The sequence below is a fragment of the Dyella sp. C9 genome (genome assembly GCF_003332825.1).
Lineage (GTDB): Bacteria > Pseudomonadota > Gammaproteobacteria > Xanthomonadales > Rhodanobacteraceae > Dyella.
Genome location: NZ_QIRF01000005.1, coordinates 36,061 through 52,098 on the forward strand (window position 1 = coordinate 36,061; position 16,038 = coordinate 52,098).

The following is a 16,038-nucleotide window of genomic DNA, read 5'->3' on the forward strand; positions in this document are numbered from 1 at the left end:
GATGAATCCTCTTTTCGGCTCAGTGTTTTGGTTGCTAGTCACGCTCGGCGTGCTGGTGACATTTCACGAATTTGGCCACTACTGGGTGGCGCGAAAGTGCGGCGTGAAGGTGCTGCGCTTTTCCGTGGGCTTCGGCAAAGCCATCTGGAAGCGCATCGGCAAGGACGGCACCGAATACCAGGTGGCCATGATCCCGCTGGGCGGCTACGTGAAGATGCTCGACGCCCGCGAGGGCGAGGTGGACCCGGCGCTGGCCGACCAGGAGTTCACCAGCAAGCCGGTGTGGCAGCGCATCGCGATCGTGGCGGCCGGCCCCGGTTTCAACCTGATCTTTACCGTGGTCGCGTTCTGGCTGATGTTCCTGATCGGCAAGCCGGACGTGGCGCCAGTGGTGGCAGCCACGCCGCACAGCATGGCCGCCGAGGCCGGCATCCGTACCGGCGATCGCGTCCTGAGCGTGAATGGCCACGCCGTGGCGACCTGGAGCGACTCGATGGACGCGGTGGCCAACGCCCTGCTGGGCCGTGACCCGCTGCCGCTGGCCGTACGCGGTACTGACGGCGCCGAGCGCACCGTCACGCTGCCGCTCAACCAATTGCCCGCCGGCGAAGACATCGGGCAGTACCTGGACAAGCTGGGCCTGAAGCTCGCGCCGGTTCCCGCCGTAGCCGCCACCGTGCTGGCTGGCGAGGCTGCGGCCACCGCCGGCATGCAGGGTGGCGACCGCATCCTCAGCGTCAACGGCAAGCCGGTGGACAGCTACGAGCAGTTCCAGCACCTGGTGCCGGAGGAAGCCGCCAAGTCACCCACCCTCAGCATGGCCATCCAGCGCGGGGAGCAGACGCTCACGATCCCGGTCACCGCGCGCTGGGAGTCGCTGCAGGGCCAGCCCACCAATTGGGTGATCGGCGTATCCCCCCTGGCGCGCGAGCCCGCGGTGCTGCGCTACGGGCCGCTGAAGGCCATGGGCGCCTCCTTGCAGACCACCTGGGAAAGCGCAGCTTCCACTTTCAACATGATCGGCAAGATGCTGACCGGCCAGGCCTCGACCAAGAACCTGTCGGGCGTGATTGGCATCGCGCAGGTGGCCAACGCCTCGGCCAGCATGGGCGCGGGCTGGTTCCTGAGCTTCCTCGCCATGGTCTCGCTCAGCCTTGCGATCCTCAACCTGATGCCAATCCCCGTCTTGGATGGTGGTTGGCTGCTGTATTACCTTATTGAGTTGGTCAAGGGCAGCCCCGTCAGCGAACGCACGATGATGGCCGGTCAGTATGTCGGCCTGGTTCTGCTGTTCACGTTGATGGGATTGGCCTTCTACAACGACATCCATCGCTTCCTGCCCTCGTGACGCGTGCCGACTTTGCCGAAGGTCGCACGGTGTCAGGGGGTCATGGCGTATCCGCGGCGTGTGCGGCCAAGCACGCGCGACGGACACATGGCGATGGTTTACCCGGCGCATCTGGGGAAGATGCAAGCACCCTTTCAAGGCTGGGCTTGTCCTGGCTTCACGTATTGATCGGGGCGGTTCCGGCCGCCCCATCGGAATAAAAAACAACGGAATCGACGATGAAGCGTATCGCCGCCCTGATCCTGCTTGCCTCCCTATCCGCCAATGTCCTCGCGTTCGAGCCGTTCACCATTTCCGATATCCGTATCGATGGTCTCAGCCGCATCTCTGCAGGCACTGTGCTCAACTACCTGCCCGTCAACAAGGGCGACCGCCTGACCAACGAAGGTGCCCAGCGCGCCATCCGCGCCCTGTACCAGACCAAGTTCTTCAGTGACGTGGAGATCGACCGCGAGGGTGACATCATGGTCATCAAGGTGATCGAGCGTCCGTCGATCGCCAAGCTCAACATCCGCGGCAACAAGGACATCAAGGAAGAGGATCTGCGCAAGGGCCTGAAGGAGATCGGCCTGTCCGAAGGCGAGACCTTCGACCGCCTGTCACTGGACCGCGTGCAGCAGGAACTGGTGCGCCAGTACTACAACCGCGGCAAGTACAACGTGTCGGTCGATCCGCACGTGACCAACCTGGACCGCAACCGCGTTGCCATCGACATCGAAATCCGCGAAGGCAAGGTCGCCAAGATCCAGGAAATCAACATCGTCGGCAACAAGGCGTTCACCGACAAGGAGATCCGCAAGGGCTTCGAGTCGGATACGCCGAACTGGCTGTCCTGGTACTCCAAGGACGACCAGTACTCGCGTGAGAAGCTCAGCGGCGACCTCGAGAAACTGCAGTCCTACTACATGGACCGCGGCTACGCCGATTTCGGCCTCGACTCCACCCAGGTGACGATCGCGCCGGACAAGCGCTCGATGTACATCGCCGCCAGCGTGAAGGAAGGCGACATCTACACCATCTCCGACGTGCACCTGCTCGGCGAGCTGATCCTGCCCGAGGAATCGCTCAAGCAACTGGTGTACGTGCACAAGGGTGACACCTTCAACCGCAAGGCAATCGAGGCCAGCACCAACTCGATCAAGACCATCCTCGCCAGCATCGGCTACGCGTTCGCCAAGGTGACACCGGTGCCGAAGCTGGACAAGGACAAGCGCACCGTTGACCTCACGCTCTACATCGAGCCGGGCAAGCGCGTGTACGTGCGCCGCGTGATCTTCCAGGGCAACACCCGCACCGAAGACGACGTGATGCGCCGCGAAATGCGCCAGCTGGAAGGCAGCTGGTACTCGCAGCCGGCGATCGACCGCTCCAAGATCCGCCTGCAGCGCTTGGGCTACTTCAAGACCGTCAACATCGACAAGGCCCTGGTGCCCGGCACCGAGGACCAGGTCGACCTGACCGTGAAGGTGGAAGAACAGTCCGCCGGCAGCCTGATGTTCGGCGTGGGCTACTCGCAGTACTCGGGCATCATCCTGTCCGCGTCGGTGTCGCAGAACAACTTCCTGGGCACCGGTGACAGCTTCAGCGTGGGCGCGTCGCGCAGCGACTACTCCACCTCGATCAGCGCGAACTACTTCAACCCCTACCTCACCGACAGTGGCGTGGGTATCGGCTACACCGTGGGCTACACCAAGAGCAACTACGGTGATACCAACAGCGACTTCGTGAACTACGAAAGTTCGCAGAAGTCGTTCTCCACCTTCCTCAGCTTCCCGATCTCCGAAACGGACACCATCCGCACGGGCCTGGGCATCAACAGCAACAAGATCAACCTGAGCTACCAGCAGGAAGTGCTGGACGTAAACGGCAACCCCGTCTACGACGCCAACGGCAACGTCGAGTACCAGACCGTCAACTACTCGCCGCAGGTGCTGAACGACTACCTGACCGCGCTGGGCCACAACACGATCCATACCTGGGACGCCACCCTGGGCTGGACGCACGACACCCGCAACGGCTACTGGGCGCCGACCCGCGGCGGCATGATCTCGCTGTCGACCGATGTCGCCCTGCCCGGCTCCACCGTGCAGTACTACAAGATCTTCGGTGAGGCGAACCACTACTGGCCCATCGGCAAGGGCTTCGTGCTCTACCTGGACGGCCAGATCGGTTACGGCAACACCTACGGCCAGACCTTCGACAACAGCAGCGAGGACGGCATCTACCAGGCCGGCCAGAAGATTCCGTTCCCGTTCTGGGAGAACTACTACTCCGGCGGTGTGCGCGACGTGCGCGGCTTCGAGGACAACACCCTCGGCCCCCGTGTCTGCGTGGGCACCTATACCAACGCGGCCGGCAAGCAGGTGCCGATCCAGCCGAACCCGGATGGCACCTGTACCGGCAGCGTGTACAGCTATGCGCAGCCACTGGGCGGTGCATTCAAGGTGCTGGGCACGGCCGAACTGTACCTGCCGCTGCCGTTCCTGAAGGACATCAACACGGCCCGTGTGTCGTGGTTCGTGGACGTCGGCAATGCGTACACGTCCTACTCGGCCTTCACCGCGAGCACGCTGCGCGTCTCCACCGGCCTGTCGCTGCACTGGCAGGCGCCGATCGGTCCGCTGATCATCAACTTCGCGTTCCCGATCCGCACGCAGCAGGACGACAACCACTACGAGGAGCGCATCCAGTTCACCTTCGGCAGCCAGTTCTGATCGCCTGAAGGGTCCGGGAAGCGGGACCAGGGAAAGCGCGGCCGTGCCGCGCTTTCTTTTTGGTGCACGTCGCAGGGTTTCACGCCCTACAATGGCCCGATTGCAGGGAGCCCAAGCATGACTGTTTTCCAGATCACCGTTTCCGAGCTTGCCGAGCGTTTCGGCCTCGCGCACCACGGCGACGGCACACGCGTCATCGATGGGGTGGGCACGCTGGCTGGCGCGGGCCCCAGCCAGCTCAGCTTCCTCTCCAACAGCAAATACGCCTCGCAACTGGCGACCACGAGCGCCGGCGTGGTGGTGATGCGTGAGGAGAACGTCGGCGACAGCCCGGTGCCGGCCCTGGGCGCGCGCGACCCCTATGTCGCCTACGCCAAGATCGCCGCGCTGTTCGAGCGCCTGCCCGCAGCGCCCCAGGGCATCCACCCGACCGCTGTGGTCGCCGCCAGTGCCCGCGTATCGGCCACCGCCAGCGTTGGCCCGGGCTGCGTGATCGAGGACGGCGCCGTGGTCGAGGACGGTGCCGTCCTCGGCCCGCACTGCATCATCGGCCCCGAATGCACCGTGGGCGCGCACAGCCGCCTGGTGGCCCGCGTGACGCTGGTGATCCGGGTGACCCTGGGCAAGCGCGTGCTGGTTCACCCCGGCGCAGTGATCGGTTCCGACGGCTTTGGCCTCGCCTTCGACCGCGACCATTGGATCAAGCTGCCCCAGCTCGGCGGCGTGCGCATCGGCGACGATTGCGAAATCGGTGCCAACACCACCATCGACCGCGGCGCGCTGGACGACACGGTGCTGGAAGAAGACGTGCGCCTGGACAACCAGATCCAGATCGCCCACAACGTCTACATCGGCGCCCACACGGCGCTCGCCGGCTGTGCGGCGGTCGCAGGCAGCGCCAAGATCGGCCGCTACTGCATGATCGGTGGCAACGCCGGCGTGCTGGGCCATCTGGAAGTGGCCGACCGGGTTACCATTACCGCCAAAAGCCTGGTCACGCACTCGATACGCGAGCCCGGCGAATATTCCTCGGGCGTACCGCTGCAGGAAAACCGCCAATGGCGGCGCAACGCGGCCCGTTTCAAGCATCTCGACGAATACGTGCGCCGGCTCTCGGCGCTGGAAAAGGACAGCAACAATGAGTGACCTCACCGTGCCATTCCATCTACCGGTGAACGTGGAACAGATCCAGCAACTGCTTCCGCACCGCTATCCCTTCCTGCTGGTCGATCGCGTGATCGAGCTGGTACCGGACAAGAGCGTGGTGGCGATCAAGAACGTCACCATCAACGAGCCGTTCTTCCAGGGCCATTTCCCGGGCCACCCGGTGATGCCGGGCGTGCTGATCGTGGAGGCGATGGCCCAGGCAGCGGGCCTGCTCACCCAGATCTCCAGCCGTCTCAAGGGCACCACGGGCAGCCCGCTGTTCTACCTGGCCAAGGTGGACAACGCGCGCTTCAACGCGCCGGTGGTTCCTGGCGACCAGCTGCGCCTGGAGGTTTCGCTCAAGCGCCTGCTGCGCAGCATGGGCCTGTTCGAGGCACGCACCATCGTGGACGGCAAGGAAGTGGCGAGCTGCGAACTGATGTGCGCCGCGAGGTCGGACAAATGATCCACCCGACCGCGCAGATCGATCCCACCGCCGTCATCGGCGAGAACGTCAGCATCGGCGCATTCACCGTGATCGGCGCCGACGTGCACATCGGCGAAGGCACCGTGATCGGGCCGCACGTGGTGATCGAGGGCCCCACCCGCATCGGTCGCGAGAACCGCATCAGCCAGTTCGCCTCGCTCGGCGGTGATCCGCAGGACAAGAAGTTCAAGGGCGAGCGCACCGAGCTGGTGATCGGCGACCGCAACCAGATCCGCGAATACGTCACCATCAATCGCGGCACCGGCGACGGCGGCGGCGTCACGCAGATCGGCAACGACAACTGGATCCTTGCCTACGTGCACATCGCGCACGACTGCAAGATCGGCAACAACACCGTGTTCTCCAACTATTCGGCGCTGGCCGGCCACGTGGAGATCGGCGACTGGGTAGTGATGGCCGGCTTCTCCGGCGCACACCAGTTCTGCAAGGTCGGTGCGCATGCCTTCATCGGCATGGGCTGCCTGCTGGGCTCGGACGTACCGCCCTACGTGCTGATGGCCAACGAGCAGCGTGGCCGCCCCCGCGGCATCAACAGCGAGGGCCTCAAGCGCCGTGGTTTCGATGCCACGCGCATCGCTGCGATCAAGCGGGCCTACCGCACGCTGTACATGGCTGGCCTGACCCTCGCGGACGCGCGCGAACAGCTGGTCAGCCAGGCCGCAGACAGCGAGGACGTGCGCGCCATGCTGGATTTCCTCGACCGCAGCGAGCGATCGCTGGCGCGCTAACGAGAGAATAGGAAATGGGGAATAGTGAATCGGGACAGCCAGCCGGACCGCCCACCACGCGGGGCGCTGCGGACTCTTCTATTCCCGACTCCCGATTCCCTGCTCCCGGTGCAATGACTATTGCGCTCATCGCCGGCGAGGATTCCGGCGACCAGTTGGGCGCCGACCTGGTGGCCGCGCTGCGTCGCCGCTACCCCGGCGTCCGTTTCGTCGGCATCGGCGGCAAGCGCATGCAGGCCCAGGGCTTCGAGTCCTGGTACGACATCAAGGAACTCTCGCTGTTCGGTTTCGCCGAGGTGGTCTCGCACCTGCCGCGCCTGCTGCGCTTGCGCAAGGAGCTGGTGGCGCGCCTGATCGCCGCCAAGCCGGACGTGGTGGTCGGCATCGACGCACCCGACTTCAACCTCGGCGTGGAAAAGCGCCTGCGCGAAGCCGGCCTGCGTACCGTGCACTACGTCAGCCCCTCGGTATGGGCCTGGCGCGAAAAGCGCACCGAGAAGATCGGCCGCAGCGCCAATCGCGTGCTGTGCCTGTTTCCCATGGAGCCCGCCATCTACGCACGCCATGGCGTCGACGCGCGCTTCGTCGGGCATCCGCTGGCCGATCGCTTCGCCATGGTGTCCGACCGCGCCGGTGCGCGGGACTTCCTGGGGCTACCCCAAAACGTGCCGGTGCTGGCGGTGCTCCCGGGCAGCCGTTCGTCGGAAGTGACGATGCTGGGCCCAGGCTTCATCGAAGCCGCCCGCAAGGTGGCGGCGGAACTGCGGGGCCTTCGCGTCGTGATCCCTGCCGCCAATGAACGCGTGCGTGCCAGCATCCAGGCCCTGCTCGGCGACGCTGGCGGCGCGGATGCCCCGCAGCTGCTGGACGGCCACGCGCACGAAGCCATGCTTGCAGCGGACGTGGTGTTGCTGGCATCGGGCACGGCCACGCTGGAAGCCATGCTGGCCAAGCGTCCGATGGTGGTCGGTTACCGGGTGTCGCCGGTCAGCTACCGCATCGCGCGCACGCTCAACATGCTCAAGACTGACGTCTACTCCCTGCCCAACATCCTCGCCCGTGCCGCTGGCATGGGCGAGAAGATCCTGCTGGTGCCCGAGCTGATGCAGGACGATTTCACCGCCGACAAGCTCGCCAGGGCCACGCTCGAGCTGTTCCGCGACAGCGAACGGCGCGGCGCCATCGTGGCGGCCTTCGAGCAACTGCACCAGGCACTGCGTGGCGACCTCGAAGGCCACGCGGGCGACCTTGCCGCCGAGGCCGTGGCTGAACTGATCGAGGCCCCGCGTGGCTAAGGCCCGCGCCAACCGCCCGGCGTCCGGAACGGTGATGCGACTCGTCGCCGGCGTCGATGAGGCCGGCCGTGGCCCCCTGGCCGGCCCGGTGGCCGTGGCTGCGGTCATCCTCGACCCGGCCCTGCCGATCGAGGGCCTCAACGACTCCAAGAAGCTCACCGAGGCACGCCGCGAGACGCTCTATCCGCAGATCGTCGCGCGGGCGATGGCGCACTGCGTGGTGATGGTGATGCCCGACGAGATCGATCGCATCAACATTTACCAGGCCACCATGACCGGCATGTGCCGCGCCCTGGCGGGCCTGGCGCTCGCGCCGCACGAGGCCTGGATCGACGGCAACGCGCTTCCGCGCGAACTCCCCTGCCCGGGACGAGCCATCGTTGGCGGCGACGCGCTGGAACCAGCCATCAGTGCCGCCTCGATCCTGGCCAAAGTCACACGCGATCGCTGGATGGTGGCGCTGGACCGCGAACACCCGGGCTATGGCTTCGCCGAGCACAAGGGCTACGGCACGCCGGCCCACCTGGATGCGCTCAAGCGACTGGGTCCGTGCCCACATCACCGACGCAGTTTTGCGCCAGTCAAGATCCTGGTCGACCAGGGCGTGTTGTTCTGATGTCCATCATATGGACGTCCATATCAACGCGATTGAGTCGCTGCGCTTAGCAACAACAGCGCCAGCCTCGCCGGATTCGGGCATGCCCAATGACCCACGTTACCCGCATGTAACGGAGCTAGAATAGGCTTGACTCACCGATAGCCACGACCTGCGACGTGGCCCGGACTGTCAGGAAACAACGGCGCTGCCGTTGCGTGATCAAAACGCCGCTTTCGACGAGGCAACCTTTTCCGTCACCACTGCATCCATTCGGATACAGGAAGCGAAGCCACCAGGCCGCCCCAGCCCACGCCAACCGACCGATACGCCCGAATCCGCGGCGCGGTGTACTTCCAGCAAGGCACGGATGCATGAGACCGCCCCGCGTGGTCCTGCCGGCTACGCGGCCCAAAACAAGCACGCGCGCATCTGACCGCAGGAGTCGTGTCATGACGCTTCCCAACCGCCCGCACAACGCACCGCTGGACGCCAGTCCAAACATCACACCGACCTCCCAGCTCACGCCGGACGAGATCGCAGCCATCATCGACGCGGAATACCAGCACGTCGACTACGACCTGCATCCACTCAAGGTGCAGGGCCTGGACCACTACATCGACAGCCCGTCCGGCGACGAGCGTTTCCATATCTCATGAGCCGATGAGCGAAGGCGACGACGGATCGCTCCGTCGTCGCGGGAGGCACCGTCAGCGAGTGCCCGAACGAAGGCGGCTGTGACGGTAGCCGTAGCCCACGTAGATGAGCATGCCGAGCACGGTCCAGCCGGCCAGCAGCATCCAGTTGCCCAGGTTCATCTGCGCCAGCAGGAACAGGCAGACCAATACGCCCAGCGAGCACACCACCGGCGCGGCCGGCACGCGAAAGCCGCGCGGAAGCTCAGGGCGCGTGCGACGCAGCACCAGCACGCCGATGCACACCGTGGCGAATGCCAGCAGCGTGCCCATCGACAACAGGTCACCCAGCAGGCTGAGCGGGAAGACCGCCGCCAGCAGGCCGCCGATCGTGCCCACCAGCAAGGTGGTGCGATGCGGCGTGCGGAAGCGCTCGTGCACCGCGCCGAACGTACGCGGCAACAAGCCATCGCCCGCCATCGAATAGAGGATGCGGGCCAGCCCCATGTGCATCACCAGGATCACCGAGGTCAGGCCGGCCACGGCCCCCACCTGGGTCAGCAGCTTCAGCCAGGCCAGCGGCGGATGCGCCGCCAGCGCGGTCGCCACCGGCTCGGCGGTGGCCAGTTGCGGGTACGGCACCAGGCCGGTCAGCACCGCGGCCACCACGATGTACAGCACCGTGCAGATGGCCAGCGAGATCAGGATGCCGGCCGGCACGTTCTGCTGCGGATTGCGCGTCTCCTGTGCGGCGGTGGCCACCGCGTCGAAGCCGATGTAGGCATAGAACACGCTGGTCGCGGCGCGGAACACGCCGGCCCAGCCGTAGTGGTCGCCGCCCTGGCTGGGCGGCACATAGGGGTGCCACAGCGAGGTGTCGATGTACTGCAGGCCGAACACCACGAACAGGATCACCACCAGCACCTTCAACGCCACCACTACGCTGGCGAACGCCGTCGACTGGCGCGTGCCGGCGTAGAGCAGCGCCGTGATCGCCGCCACCACCAGCAGCGCAGGCAGGTTGATCCAGGCGCCGGTGGCCACGAAGTGGCCGTCGCGGAAGGCCAGCGGCGCATTGGACAGCACCGCCGGCATGTCGATGCCGAGACTGTGCAACAGGCCCACGCCGTAGCCGGACCAGCCCACCGCCACCGAGGAAACCGCCAGCAGGTATTCGGCGACCACGTTCCAACCGATGAACCAGGCCAGCAGCTCGCCGAAGGTGGCGTAGGCATACACGTAGGCGCTGCCGGAGACCGGCAGCATGGCCGCGAATTCCGCATAGCTCAGCGCGGCCAGCGCAGCGGCCAGGCCGGCCAGCACGAAGGAGATGGTCAGGGCCGGGCCAGCGTGCTCGGCCGCAGCCTGGCCGGTGATGACGAAGATACCCGCGCCGATCACCGCCCCGACGCCCAATACGATCAGATCCCGCAGACCCAGCGTGCGACGCAGGTTGTCGTTGGCGGAGAGCGAGGCCTCGATGGGCTTGACGGTAAATAGCGAGCGGATCAGGGACATGGTGGACGCCTTCGGCAACTCCGGGGGCTGCCTGCTTTGCAGGGTTAAAGCACCGAACCATGCCAGCCGTGGTCGCGGCCCGCAACCGCCATCAGTAAGGCGCTGTCGCCGCTTCCGGCATTCCATCGACCTGCCTGCGCCTGCGCTAAGCTCCCGCCAAAGGGGAGAACACCATGAAACGAATCATTGCCCTCGCGCTGGCTGTCATGGCGCTGGCATGCGCCACCGCGTGCCTGGCCCAGCCCGGTGCGGGCGATACGCCACCTGACTTCCTCGGCCACGACCGCCACGGCGCCGACGTGCGCGTCTCCAGCTTCCATGGGAAGGTGGTGATCGTCAGCTTCTGGGCCTCCTGGTGCCCTTATTGCCTGAAGGAAATGCCGATACTGGCGGCGATCCAGAAAAAGGTGGGCGCGGATCAACTGCAGGTGGTGGGCGTCAATCACAAGGACGACCTGGATACCTTCAGGAAGATCCGCAACCGTTGGAAGGACCTGGACGTGATCCTTACCTACGAACCCGGCGACAACAGCATCTCCAAGCCGTATGGGATCGACGGCCTGCCCTACATGGTGATGATCGGGCGCGACGGCCGCATCGCCCACATTCACGTCGGCTATGGCGAGGATGATCTCGACGGCATCCTGGCCGAACTGCAGGACCTGCTGAACGCACCAGCGCTCCCACCGGTCACGGCGGCCCCTCCATAAGCGGGGCGGCCGTTGCCGGGCCGCTGGCGGGGCGGATGTCAATTCTTGCCCGTCCCGCCCCGCGCCGGTAGGCTGGCGTTCCATCCTGCGCGCGCGCCATGTCCGTCCGCTTCGCCCACCTGCACCTGCACAGCGAGTATTCGCTGGTCGACTCGACCATCCGTATCAAGGGCATGGTCGATGCCTGCGTGCGCGCGGGCATCCCAGCAGTGGCGTTGACCGACGACAGCAACATGTTCGCGCTGGTGAAGTTCTACAAGGCCTGCAGCGCAGCCGGCATCAAGCCGATCGGTGGCGCGGACCTCTGGGTGAGCTCGCCCGACGATCCGCGCCCGTGGCGCCTCACCGTGTTCTGCCAGAACCACGAGGGTTATCTCAACCTCTCGCGCCTGGTGTCGCGCGCCTGGCGCGACGGGCAGCACAGCGGCCGTGCCATGGTCGACATGGCCTGGCTCACTCCGCAGGCCACCCACGGCCTGATCGCCATGCTCGGCCGCGAAAGCGAGGCCGGGCGCATCGCGGTGAACCAGGGCGTGGACGTCGCAGCCGCGCGGCTGCGTCCGTTCGCCACCCAGATGGCCGACCGCCTGTATCTGGAGCTCACCCGCACCGGCCGCGAAGGCGAAGAGAACTGGAACGCCGCGGCGCTCGCGCTGGCCGCCCAGCTCGACCTGCCGGTGATCGCCAGCAACGACGTGCGCTTCCTCAAGCAGGAAAACTTCGAGTCGCACGAAGCCCGCGTGTGCATCAACCAGGGCCGCGTGCTGGCCGATCCCAAGCGTCCGCGCGACTACAGCGACCAGCAGTACCTGAAGTCGCCCGAGGAGATGGAGGCGCTGTTCGCCGACATTCCCGAGGCGCTGGAAAACACCCTCGAGCTGGCCAAGCGCTGCACCCTGGAACTGAGCTTCGGCACCTACTACCTGCCCGACTTCCCGGTGCCTGAAGGCCACGACCTGGCCAGCTACATCCGCGAGCTTTCCCGCGAGGGCCTGAGGGAGCGACTGGCGTTCGCCGGCGTCGCGCCGGGTCGCACGCAGGAGGAGTACGAAACGCGCCTGGAACGCGAGCTGGACGTCATCATCAAGATGGGCTTCCCCGGCTACTTCCTGATCGTGGCGGACTTCATCAACTGGGGTAAGCAGAACGGCATTCCTGTGGGCCCCGGGCGTGGTTCGGGTGCAGGCTCGCTGGTGGCCTGGGTGCTGAAGATCACGGATCTCGACCCGATCCAGTTCGACCTGCTGTTCGAGCGATTCCTCAATCCAGAACGCGTGTCGATGCCCGACTTCGACATCGACTTCTGCATGGATCGCCGCGACGAGGTGATCGACTACGTCGCGCGCAAGTACGGCCGCGACCACGTCAGCCAGATCATCACCTACGGCTCGATGGCGGCCAAGGCTGTGCTGCGCGACTCCGGGCGCGTGCTCGGCATGGGCTACAACGCGGTCGACCGCATCGCCAAGCTGATTCCGGCGCGTCCGCTCGACCTCACGCTGCAATGCGCGCTGGGTCGTTCGGAGAAAGCCAAGAAAGAACCCGATCGCATCGTCAAGGACTTCTGCGACCTGTACGAACAGGACGAGGAAGCGCGCACGCTGATCGACCTCGCGCTGAGCCTGGAAAGCCTCACGCGCGGCGTCGGCAAGCACGCCGGTGGCGTGGTGATCGGTCCCAAGCCGCTCACCGAATTCGCCCCGCTGTACTGCGAACCGGGCGGCGCCGGCGTGGTGACCCAGTACGACAAGGACGACGTGGAAACCGTCGGCCTGGTGAAGTTCGACTTCCTCGGCCTGCGCACGCTCACCATCATCGATTGGGCGGTGAAAGCCATCAACGCGCGACGCGCGGCGGCGGGCGAGGAAGCGCTCGACATCGCGGCGATTGCCACCGACGACGTGGCCGCCTACGAGTTGCTGAAGAAGGCGCAGACCGTCGCCGTGTTCCAGCTCGAATCCTCGGGCATGCAGCGCATGCTCAAGGACGCCAAGCCCGACCGCTTCGAGGACATCATCGCGCTGGTGGCGCTCTATCGCCCCGGCCCGATGGACCTGATCCCCAGCTTCGTCGCCCGTAAGCACGGCCGCGAGGAAGTGGAATACCCCGACCCGCGCGTCGAGCCGATCCTGAAAGAGACCTACGGCATCATGGTCTACCAGGAGCAGGTGATGCAGATGGCGCAGATCGTGGGCGGCTATTCGCTCGGCGGCGCCGACCTGCTGCGTCGCGCGATGGGCAAGAAAAAGCCCGAGGAGATGGTCAAGCACCGCGCGATGTTCCGCGAGGGTGCGGCCAAGGACGGGCTCACCGGCGACAAGGCCGACCAGATCTTCGACCTGATGGAGAAGTTCGCGGGCTACGGCTTCAACAAGTCGCACGCCGCCGCGTATGCGCTGGTCTCCTACCAGACGGCCTGGCTGAAGGCGCACTACCCCGCCGAGTTCATGGCCGCGACGATCTCGTCGGACATGGACAACACCGACAAGGCGGTGACCTTCATCGACGAGTCCAAGGCGATCGGCCTGAAGGTGCTGCCGCCGGACGTCAACGCGTCGGAATTCATGTTCGTCGCGGTGGAACCCAAGGTGATCCGCTACGGCCTGGGCGCGATCAAGGGCGTCGGCCAGGGTGCATGCGAGGCGATTGCCGACGAACGGCGCCGTGGTGGCGCGTATACCGATCTGGCCGACTTCTGTCGTCGCGTCGACTCGACCAAACTCAACCGCCGCGTACTGGAAGCGCTGATTCTTTCCGGTTCGCTCGATGCCCTGGCCCCCAACCGCGCCAGCCTGATGGCACAGCTGCCCCATGCCATGAAGGCAGCGGACCAGCACCTGCGCAACCAGCAGAGCGGCCAGAACGACATGTTCGGCGCCATGATGGGCGCGAGCGCGCCAACCGTCGAAGTCGATCTGCCCATCGTGGCCGACTGGCCGCTGGAGCAGACCCTGCAGGGCGAGCGCGACACGCTCGGCCATTACCTGTCTGGCCATCCCACCGATCCGTGGCGGGAGGAGCTGGCCCAGCTTTCCACTTGCCCGCTGGGCGAGATCGCCGAGCGCTACCAGCCCCCCAAGCCGCGCAAGAGCGACGGCGAGGACAACCGCTTCCGCCGCGGCCCGGACACGCCGTGGACGGTGGCCGGCATGGTCACCGCCGTGCGCAAGCGCGGTGACAGCGACGCCTTCGTGCGGCTGGAGGACGGCACCGGCATCATCGAGGTCAGCTTCTTCGGCGAGCTGTACCAGCAGGTCGCCCCACTGCTTACCCGCGACCAGTTGCTGGTGGTGGAAGGTGGCCTGCGCATTGACGAATTCTCCGGCGGCGGCTTTGCCGTGCGCGCCCGCAGCGCGCTCAGCCTCGGTGACGCCTGCCGCCGCTACGCCCGTCTGCTGCGTTTAAAACTGAACGGCGTCGGCCCTGGCTTCATCGACGACTTGCGCCGCACGCTCTCCGGCTACCGTGGCGGACGCGCCAGCGTGGTGCTGTACGGCTACCACAACCAGGTGGCCCAGGCCGACCTGGAGCTGGGCGAGGAGTGGCGCGTGGACGCCATCCCCGAACTGCTGCGCGCCATCCGCGCCGTGCCGGGCGTGGAAGCGGCCAGGCTGCGCATCGTCAAGACGGATGATCGGCCGCGGGGCGATTAGCCCGCCCTAATTGCCGTCATTCGCGCCTTCGCGGCAATGACGGCTTTGTGAAGCCTGACGCACGACCCATACGCCCCCGTTTCCGCGATTTTTCCCAGACCGGTATACTGGTGCGCTTCCGTGTCCTGAAATGCACCGAATGAATCCCAACTTCCTCGATTTCGAACACCCGATCGCCGAGCTGGACGCGAAGATTGAAGAGCTTCGCCATGCCAGCCACGGGCAGGCGTTCAACATCGACGAAGAAGTCGGCCGCCTGCGCGAAAAGTTGAAGCTGAAGACCAACGAGATCTTCCGCAACCTCACGCCCTGGCAGGTGACCCAGTTGTCGCGCCATCCGGCGCGCCCGTACACGCTCGACTACATCAGCGTGATCTGCGACGAGTTCCACGAGCTGGCCGGCGACCGCGCCTATGCGGACGACGCCGCCATCGTGGGCGGCCTGGGCCGCATCAATGGCCGTTCGGTGGTGATCATCGGCCACCAGAAGGCACGCGACACCAAGGGCAAGGTACGCCGCAATTTCGGCATGCCGCGTCCCGAGGGTTACCGCAAGGCGCTGCGCCTGATGAAGATGGCCGAACGCTTCGGCCTGCCCCTGCTCACCCTGATCGACACCCCAGGCGCCTACCCGGGCGTGGGCGCCGAAGAGCGCGGCCAGTCCGAGGCCATCGCGCGCAACCTGCTGGAAATGGCCGACCTCAAGACGCCCATCGTCTGCACCGTGATCGGAGAAGGCGGCTCGGGTGGTGCACTCGCCATCGGTGTGGGCGACCGCACTGTCATGTTGCAGTACTCCACCTATTCGGTGATCTCGCCCGAAGGCTGCGCCTCGATCCTGTGGAAGAGCGCCGAGAAGGCCAGGGACGCCGCCGAGGCCCTGGGCCTCACCGCGCCGCGCCTGCTGGAGCTGGGCCTGATCGACAAGGTGGTGCGCGAGCCGCTGGGCGGCGCCCATCGCAACCCGCACTCCATGGCCGTGCGCCTGAAGGCCGTGCTGATGAACCAGCTCGACGAGCTCGAAGCGATGCCTTTGAAGGACCTGCTCGAGCAGCGCTACAAGCGCCTGCGCGGTTACGGCGCCTACATCGAGTAATCCAGCACGCCCCCTGTAGCAGCGCACCCTGTGCGAGCCCTACCCGTCGGCGAATGCACCGCATGTCGCCCACAGGGTGGGCTTCTACAGGA

The 16,038-nt window shown here is 65.8% G+C and carries 12 protein-coding genes; 11 read left to right on the top strand and 1 reads right to left on the bottom strand.

Features of this window, described 5'->3' with window-relative positions; all coding sequences use genetic code 11:
• Nucleotide 1: 1 nt before the first annotated feature.
• The 8 genes from rseP to DVU99_RS08575 all read left to right on the top strand — a co-directional run bounded on the left by rseP (nucleotide 2) and on the right by DVU99_RS08575 (nucleotide 8,993).
• The gene (gene rseP, locus DVU99_RS08540) at nucleotides 2-1,348 is read left to right on the top strand and encodes an RIP metalloprotease RseP (protein WP_114239807.1); all 1,347 of its coding nucleotides are present in this window, start codon (nucleotides 2-4) and stop codon (nucleotides 1,346-1,348) included.
• 218 nt (nucleotides 1,349-1,566) lie between these two features.
• On the top strand, nucleotides 1,567-4,062 hold the full coding sequence (gene bamA / locus DVU99_RS08545) for an outer membrane protein assembly factor BamA (protein WP_114239808.1): 2,496 nt from the start codon (nucleotides 1,567-1,569) through the stop codon (nucleotides 4,060-4,062).
• A gap of 117 nt (nucleotides 4,063-4,179) precedes the next feature.
• Nucleotides 4,180-5,208: a UDP-3-O-(3-hydroxymyristoyl)glucosamine N-acyltransferase gene (gene lpxD, locus DVU99_RS08550; RefSeq protein ID WP_114239809.1), complete on the top strand. Its 1,029-nt coding sequence runs from the start codon at nucleotides 4,180-4,182 to the stop codon at nucleotides 5,206-5,208.
• Nucleotides 5,201-5,674, top strand: a complete 474-nt coding sequence (gene fabZ / locus DVU99_RS08555) for a 3-hydroxyacyl-ACP dehydratase FabZ (RefSeq protein WP_114239810.1) — start codon at nucleotides 5,201-5,203, stop codon at nucleotides 5,672-5,674. The genes lpxD and fabZ overlap by 8 nt, the downstream gene beginning before the upstream one ends.
• Nucleotides 5,671-6,444 carry an acyl-ACP--UDP-N-acetylglucosamine O-acyltransferase gene (gene lpxA / locus DVU99_RS08560; protein ID WP_114239811.1) on the top strand — a complete coding sequence of 258 codons (774 nt, stop codon included), beginning with the start codon at nucleotides 5,671-5,673 and terminating at the stop codon, nucleotides 6,442-6,444. Before fabZ ends, lpxA begins: the two co-directional genes overlap by 4 nt.
• A 113-nt stretch (nucleotides 6,445-6,557) precedes the next feature.
• Nucleotides 6,558-7,739: a lipid-A-disaccharide synthase gene (lpxB, locus tag DVU99_RS08565; protein WP_114239812.1), complete on the top strand. Its 1,182-nt coding sequence runs from the start codon at nucleotides 6,558-6,560 to the stop codon at nucleotides 7,737-7,739.
• 34 nt (nucleotides 7,740-7,773) lie between these two features.
• Nucleotides 7,774-8,355: a ribonuclease HII gene (gene rnhB / locus DVU99_RS08570; RefSeq protein WP_114239813.1), complete on the top strand. Its 582-nt coding sequence runs from the start codon at nucleotides 7,774-7,776 to the stop codon at nucleotides 8,353-8,355.
• Nucleotides 8,356-8,786: 431 nt separating this feature from the next.
• Nucleotides 8,787-8,993, top strand: a complete 207-nt coding sequence (locus DVU99_RS08575; RefSeq protein WP_114239814.1) for a hypothetical protein — start codon at nucleotides 8,787-8,789, stop codon at nucleotides 8,991-8,993.
• 51 nt (nucleotides 8,994-9,044) lie between these two features.
• Here the strand turns inward: DVU99_RS08575 and DVU99_RS08580 are convergent, their stop codons facing one another.
• A complete protein-coding gene (locus tag DVU99_RS08580; RefSeq protein WP_114239815.1) occupies nucleotides 9,045-10,487 on the bottom strand; it encodes an amino acid permease in 1,443 nt (480 codons plus the stop codon).
• Nucleotides 10,488-10,660: 173 nt separating this feature from the next.
• Between DVU99_RS08580 and DVU99_RS08585 the strand changes: the two genes are divergently transcribed.
• From DVU99_RS08585 to DVU99_RS08595, 3 genes are all read left to right on the top strand, one after another.
• Nucleotides 10,661-11,197, top strand: a complete 537-nt coding sequence (locus DVU99_RS08585; RefSeq protein ID WP_114239816.1) for a TlpA disulfide reductase family protein — start codon at nucleotides 10,661-10,663, stop codon at nucleotides 11,195-11,197.
• A gap of 98 nt (nucleotides 11,198-11,295) precedes the next feature.
• Complete coding sequence (gene dnaE / locus DVU99_RS08590) at nucleotides 11,296-14,850, top strand: DNA polymerase III subunit alpha (protein ID WP_114239817.1); 3,555 nt, start codon at nucleotides 11,296-11,298, stop codon at nucleotides 14,848-14,850.
• Between the two features lie 139 nt (nucleotides 14,851-14,989).
• On the top strand, nucleotides 14,990-15,946 hold the full coding sequence (locus DVU99_RS08595; protein WP_114239818.1) for an acetyl-CoA carboxylase carboxyltransferase subunit alpha: 957 nt from the start codon (nucleotides 14,990-14,992) through the stop codon (nucleotides 15,944-15,946).
• The last annotated feature ends 92 nt before the right edge of the window (nucleotides 15,947-16,038 follow it).